At 48.0% G+C, this 6,405-nt stretch carries 5 protein-coding genes and 2 pseudogenes; all 7 read right to left on the minus strand.

Annotation, left to right across the window (positions count from 1 at the left end):
* Positions 1–65: 65 nt before the first annotated feature.
* Complete coding sequence (locus Q0605_RS11250) at positions 66–440, minus strand: hypothetical protein (RefSeq protein WP_298706940.1); 375 nt, start codon at positions 438–440, stop codon at positions 66–68.
* Positions 441–716: 276 nt separating this feature from the next.
* Positions 717–1,355 (minus strand): annotated as a pseudogene (locus Q0605_RS11255) (ABC transporter ATP-binding protein); the annotation flags it as partial.
* A gap of 1 nt (position 1,356) precedes the next feature.
* The gene (locus tag Q0605_RS11260) at positions 1,357–2,490 is read right to left on the minus strand and encodes an FtsX-like permease family protein (protein WP_298706941.1); all 1,134 of its coding nucleotides are present in this window, start codon (positions 2,488–2,490) and stop codon (positions 1,357–1,359) included.
* A complete protein-coding gene (locus Q0605_RS11265) occupies positions 2,477–3,721 on the minus strand; it encodes an ABC transporter permease (protein WP_298706942.1) in 1,245 nt (414 codons plus the stop codon). Before Q0605_RS11265 ends, Q0605_RS11260 begins: the two co-directional genes overlap by 14 nt.
* Complete coding sequence (locus Q0605_RS11270; protein ID WP_298706943.1) at positions 3,721–5,139, minus strand: Fe-S-containing protein; 1,419 nt, start codon at positions 5,137–5,139, stop codon at positions 3,721–3,723. Before Q0605_RS11270 ends, Q0605_RS11265 begins: the two co-directional genes overlap by 1 nt.
* Positions 5,140–5,526: 387 nt before the next feature.
* Complete coding sequence (locus Q0605_RS11275; RefSeq protein ID WP_005869331.1) at positions 5,527–6,048, minus strand: iron transporter; 522 nt, start codon at positions 6,046–6,048, stop codon at positions 5,527–5,529.
* A 14-nt stretch (positions 6,049–6,062) separates the two neighbouring features.
* Positions 6,063–6,405 (minus strand): annotated as a pseudogene (locus Q0605_RS11280) (FTR1 family iron permease); the annotation flags it as partial.

Here is a 6,405-nt window from a genome sequence, read left to right on the forward strand (position 1 = left end):
TCCGTCGCAGCCTGCGAGCAGTAGCGCGAACACGGCGGCAGCAACTTTTAAATTTAAAAATTTTATCATCTAAAACCCGCCTTCGGGCGCGCTAAATCGGCCTTTAAATTTGCGTTTGAAATTTTAAAATTTACGGCGCGATCTGGACGGAAATTTATATCGCGATCCGCGCCTAGGCGTATGTTGCGATCCGCGTCGGAATCTGTGCCCATAGCGTTTCGGTTTTTAAAATTTAGACTTTTCAAATTTAGACTTTTTAAATTTTTCTCCACTCCGCTAGACTTTGCATCGGCGCTTGATCTTTCAAGGCAAACAACTTCGGCGGGACGTGAGTAGAAAAAAGCCGTACCTGCTCGCGCGAGCTTTGTGCGGATCCAAAAAGAGCGCGCGGTGTAGGCGGTGAAATTTTTAAATTTTAACGTAGCTTTATTTTTTATCATGCGAGCTAAATTTTACGCACCATCATTTTGCGCGCTAGAATTTTTGGCACCTTGATTTTCGCCGTTAGAATTTTCGGCACTCTGATCTTCGCCACCTAAATTTTGCGAAGCGGAATTTTTCTCACTCGTGCTCGAATTTTTATCGCCGTTCTTCGCTTTTAAATTTTCGGCGTTAGAGCTTTGTGAAGCGCTTTGGCTTAAATCGCGATCTGAATTTTCACCCTGAGAGCCTAGATGATGTTTCATCGTGCTTTGATCCAAAAGCTCTATTCGATCGAGCTTGCCGTGTCTTAGGCGCACCACTTTGTCGGCAAATTTACCGAGCTCTTCGTTGTGCGTAACCAAAAGCAGCGTCTTGCCCTCGCTGCGAAGCGTCTGAAAGAGCTGCAAAACCACGCGCTCGTTGGCCTCGTCGAGGTTGCCCGTAGGTTCATCCGCGATGATAATGTCGGGATCATTGATGAGTGCACGCGCGATGCATACACGCTGCTGCTCGCCGCCGCTAAGTTCGCTAGGGCGGTGCGTGATGCGGTGCCCGAGCCCTACTTTCTCAAGCGCTGCTTTGGCGCTGTCCTCGTCCACGCAGCTGTGGTAGTATTGATTTAGCATGACGTTTTCGACGGCCGTTAGGTAAGGAATTAGGTGAAACTGCTGAAACACGAGACCGATCTTTTTGCGGCGAAATTCTAAAATTTGCTCGTCGTTTAGCACGCTCGCGTCGGCTCCGCCTAGGATGTATCTGCCCGCAGTGGGGGTGTCCATCAGGCTTAGGATATTTACGAGCGTGCTCTTGCCGCTGCCGCTTGGACCCATTATGCTGACCCACTCGCCGCTTAAAACGTCGAAGCTGATATTATCGAGCGCCTTGACCTCGCCGAAGTATTTGCAGATGCCTTCAAATTTTAAAATTTCCATGTCATTCCCTTAATAGATTCGCTAAATTCGGATTCAGCGCCTTTTTGATCGGATAGTAGCTTGCCGCGAGCGCAAAAATCAGGCTCAGCACGACCGCCGCAAAGAGGCTGATTAGCCTAAAATCCACGCTGCTTGAAAATATCAGATGCCCCAGCAAGATCGCGAGCAGGTATCCCACGAATACCCCCACTAGCGAGCCTGCGACGCAGACGGTTAAAATTTCGCTCAGGATCAGGTGGAGCAAATTTTGTTTGCTCGCGCCGATTGCGCGGATGAGCGCGAACTCTTTGATGCGCGAAAGCAGGATCGAGCTAAGGCTCGTGTTGATGCAGACCGAGGTGATCAGAAGGATCGTAATGCCGATAAGAAGCATCAAGAGCTTGATTTTGTTTAAGATGATGCCCTGGGTCTTGGATACCTTGCCGATCGGCGCGAAGCTCATCTGCGCATCGCTTAGACTTTTTGAAATTTCGCTAAGCTGCTTAAAATCGCCGCTTACGATCGCTTCGGCGTAATTTACCTGCGCAGGCTGATTTAAAATTTTTTGCGCCAGCGGCAGCGAGATTAGCAGCATGCCGTCCTCTTTCTGTCCGTCATAGACGATGCCTTTTATCTTAACCTTGCTCGTTTCATTTGAGCCGATCGGCGTGATCTCGATACTATCGCCGAGCTTCGCGCCCAAAAGTTTGGCGAGATCCTGCCCGATGAGCGCGTTTTTATCGTCGAAATCCACGCCGATAAACGAGCCCTCTTTAAGATCCAAAAACGGCATCGTATCGCGCAGAGAGGAGAAATTTACCCCCATGATGATGCCTGAGTTTACGCCTAAATTTGCGCTGCCGAAAAGGTATTTATTCGCGCTTTTCAGTGCGGAGATTTTAGCGAACTTCGCATCGAGCGCCGCTTCGTCCATATGGGAATTTTCTAAATTTGCAGGGCTTACGATCAAATTTGCGCCGTAGCTGTTTAGCTCGCTGGCGACCTTTTTATCGATGTCGGCGTAGATATTTACGAACGCCGCGCAAACTGCGCTGCCCAGCATGATCGCGACGAAAATCACGAAGCTGCGAATGCCGCTGTTGATGATACTTTTAAAGATCGCGCCTCTAAAAAACGCTCCGTTATTTCCTACCATAAAGCACCTCCGCAGGCAGTAGCTTGATCACTCCGCGTAGCGGCAAAATCGAGCCAATAATGCAAATAAGAAGTCCAAAAACGATGCTAAGCGGAAAAACCATAAGCGAGACGCCGATAAAGGAGCCAAAAATTTGATACGCGATCGCCCAGCTAAGCGCGTAGCCTACGACTGCGCCCACGAGTGAGCTTGCTATGCAGATGACGAAAATTTCGGCGGCGAACTGGATATAGATCATAAAGTTGCTCGCTCCCAGCGCCTTAAGCAAGCCGATCTCCTTTTTACGTTTGTAAATTTCGCTGCTTAGCAGGCTCGTGATGCAGATGCTTGAAATTAGCAGCGACAGAATGCTTACGACGCCCATTAAATTTTGAATCTTCTTCGTGATGCCGCTTTGAGCTTCGCTGACGCTAAGCACCGCCTTGGCGCTTGCGTTTGGATACTCCTCGGTGATCTGATATGCGATGGAGCTAACGTATGCTGAGCAGTACCAGGTGTCGTATTCTGTGGCGTCTAGATTATCGAGACTCCTTCTTGCCTTTACGGACAGATCGTCTTCGGGGATCGTCATGGCGCTAACTTCTGCCTTGGCGATGAGACCCTCTTTGTGCATTAGCTTTTGTACCAGAGATAAATTTGCGATCAGCTTTTTGGCTTCATCCTCCGCGCCGTGCAAAATCCCAACAACCTTAACCTCATAATCTCCAAGCTTAACCGTATCGCCGATCTTTAGCCCAAGCTCGTCTCCTGCAAGCACCTCGTCATCGGCACCGTCTTTTACCCACTGTCCCTCTACGCTCCAAAACGGATAGAGCGAGCGCACGCCCGATCTGAAATCAGGCTCGTCGCTAACTCCTACGTCCTTTTCGAAGTATGTCCCCACGACGTCGTAATCTCCCGCGCGGGTAGTTAAAAAGGGCGCAAAGGCGGTGATATTGTTGCGCCAAAAAATTTCTTTGATCTTATGCAGCTCGCTCTCTTTTAAGAAATCGTCATTCTTAAGCGGCGAGTATTCGCGCCCACCGATCTCGATACTTAGGCTTTGCGAGCGCGGTAGCACGACGATATTAGATCCGTAGCTACGTAGCTCCTTAGCGACCTGATCGCCGATTTTTAGCGTGATATTTAGCATGCAAGCGATCAGCGAGACCGATAAAAATATGGTCAAAAACGCTAAAATTTTGCTATCCCTGGAGTTTAAAATGGAGGATTTGATGATGCGTAAAAACATTATTTAAGCTCCTTTAGCGTGCCGTTTTCATCTACATAGCGCTCAGGATGCGCGGTGAAGGCGTTTGCATTCGCTTCGCTTTCGAAAAAGTAGGTGCGTCCGTAGTAAAGATAGCTAAATTTAGAGGTGTTTAAAATTTCTTTTCTACTGACCGGATCGATTACCTTTTTATCCACAATCTCCGAGAAATAGGACGCGCCGTCCTCGATCGTCTTAAGTGCGATGACGATATTTTGCCCCTCTAGCTTATAATCTAGCGGGATCGGATTGCAACCGCCCAATTTGCCGACGCTCGGTAAAAAGATACGCACGTTGCAAGCGATGCAGATGAGCTCGTCGCCTTTTTTGATATAGCCCATATCGCCGCAGATCGAGCACGCATCAAAAACCGCGACCGGGGCAAATTTATCCGTGAAGCGGTTTAGTAGAAAAAACCTGACCTTATGCCCGTCATCGGTGACGTAGGCAAAGCGGTGCAGCTTGCCGTCCTTTACGATGTTTGCATCGATCACAAATTCCGCGCCTTGCGGCTCGATGATCTTAGGCTCATCGATCGTAGGCGGTTTTGAAGCGACCAAGATATAATAAAGCCCCAAAAAGCTGATTAAAACCCCAAGCGACAAGATCAGGCTAAAATCTCTAAAAATGGCAAATCTGCCCGCTTTAACCTCTCTAAATTTTATAATGTCCGCTTCGCGAGGTACACGCCTTGGCGCACGAAATACCGTAAGTAGCGCAATTAGCGCGGCTATAAGGCAAAGAGCTAGCGTCAGATAGGAGTTATTGTAGTGGATGATTTTAGCGATGACGCTTAGAAACTCGGACGAGCCGATCGCGTTTGAAAGCCCTTCAAAACCCTTCGCAGCTAGCGCTTTGGGTGCGTCCGCCTGGCGCAGATCAAGACCTAAAAAGCCGATTTCAGCAATAAAGGCAAACGCCCATGCAAGAGCAAACGACGCCAGCCTCGCGCCTCTGCCGGTGCGAGCCAAAACCGCGCGGTAAATGAAATAGAATAAAATGAGCGCCAGCACACCTAAAACCGCCATAAAGAGGTTGGTTAGGCTGAAGCTATCCAGCAGCTCGCCGGAGAAAATTTTAAAATTCATCCCTATGAAGCGGTATTCAAATCCATACGCGCAACCAAGAGCAAAAATAACTATAGCGGTAAGATAGAATCGCTTAAACTTAAACGCAAGCAGTAGCGCGAGCAGCGCTAAAAGTGCGAGCGCATCAAATACGATCTTGCCCGTATCGGCGTTTGCCGAGCGCGCAAATGCGCTAAAGCACAGCGCCCCAAACGCAGCTCCAAAAAGCGCAGGCAAAAACGATGCGCTGATAAAGCGCCTACCGCCCAGATATGCGCTTAAAAACGCGAGCGGAAACAGAGCCAAGCTAACGTGATAAAAAAATATCGTCATTAAAAATCCTCATCGAGCCTAATGCGCGTAAATCGCCTATAATTGCTTAAATTTTAAAATTTTAAAACCTACGCCATTTTGTAAATTTTAAAATTTCAAATCAGCCCGCAAAAAGTTCGCAGCAATAGAGCCGCCCGCAAAGAGAAATTCGACTCGCTATTGCTTTGGTTTTATCTCGTCCTTGCGGTGCGCTAAATTTTAAAATTTTGCCGCAGCTAAAAGATTCGTAAGCTTAAACGCATTAAAGCAAAAACGATGCGCTTTGGCTACGGCGTAGCGATTAAATTTTAAATGGGCTAAAGTAACCGCCTTAAATTTAAAGCATGCGGCTAAAACCCAATACCGCTAGGGCTCTGCCGAAAACAAACTCGGCGGAGCCATCTATGATTACTCTTTAGGAGCGCCTGTGTATTGGAAGGTGTATTTAACCGAGAACGGCTCCCACCATTTGCCTACGCCGGTCGCTTTGTCTGCGTGGCGGCCAAATCCGTTGGCGCTTGGATTTTCGATGTTATAGGTTAGCTCGTAGTTGCCTACACCGTTTACCATCTTGATATTAGCACCGTAGTGAGGACCGTCGCTAGCTACCATCGGCATGAAATTTCCCTTTTGAATCTTACCTGTGTCTAGGTTTTTAAGCACGTAAGCGATCTTTAGGTAAGGGATCCACTCGCCCTCGCCAAATCCGTTTGCGTTGCCTTTGATAGCGTGGATATCCGCCTCAAGGTGGATGTCCGCCTTGCTAGGAGCTAGATCGATGCCTTTAGGCTCCATATCGATAGGCTGAAGATACACAGCAGCGATCTCCATTCCATTTTGCTCAATCGGCTCGCCGATCGGATGCTCTCCTGCCATTGCTATAACAGAGGCTAAGCTTAGCGCCAACATACCTGAAAAAATCTTTTTCATCTTTTCTCTCCTTATTAAGATTTGTTTTTTTGCTTGTTTTTTAAGATTAAAATTCCTGCGATTAGAAGCACGATCATCACCGCTTGCGGCACTAGGCTCTGGACATAAGGATAAAATCCGATCCACGTAATCGTAGGAAGCCCGTCTATCACCGTAGGCACGAATACCTTGCCCTCGACTAGCTCCATCACGCCCTTACCCACAAATACGACGGACATATAAAATATGATGACCGATGTAGCAATGAAAAATGGCTTGATAGCGATTTTAAGCGAGAATTTTTTGATGACGATATAAACTATAATAAGAGCCGCCAGACCCGCTACGAAGCCTGCTGCTACCATGCTAGTAGCTGCC

Origin of the sequence: uncultured Campylobacter sp., assembly GCF_938017705.1 — a bacterium.
Lineage (GTDB): Bacteria > Campylobacterota > Campylobacteria > Campylobacterales > Campylobacteraceae > Campylobacter_B.

Coding starts and splice junctions, on each gene's coding strand:
- Q0605_RS11250 (WP_298706940.1), bottom strand. CDS start 440: ATGATAAAAAATAAAGCTACGTTAAAATTTAAAAATTTCACCGCCTAC.
- Q0605_RS11275 (WP_005869331.1), bottom strand. CDS start 6,048: ATGAAAAAGATTTTTTCAGGTATGTTGGCGCTAAGCTTAGCCTCTGTT.
- Q0605_RS11265 (WP_298706942.1), bottom strand. CDS start 3,721: ATGTTTTTACGCATCATCAAATCCTCCATTTTAAACTCCAGGGATAGC.
- Q0605_RS11260 (WP_298706941.1), bottom strand. CDS start 2,490: ATGGTAGGAAATAACGGAGCGTTTTTTAGAGGCGCGATCTTTAAAAGT.
- Q0605_RS11270 (WP_298706943.1), bottom strand. CDS start 5,139: ATGACGATATTTTTTTATCACGTTAGCTTGGCTCTGTTTCCGCTCGCG.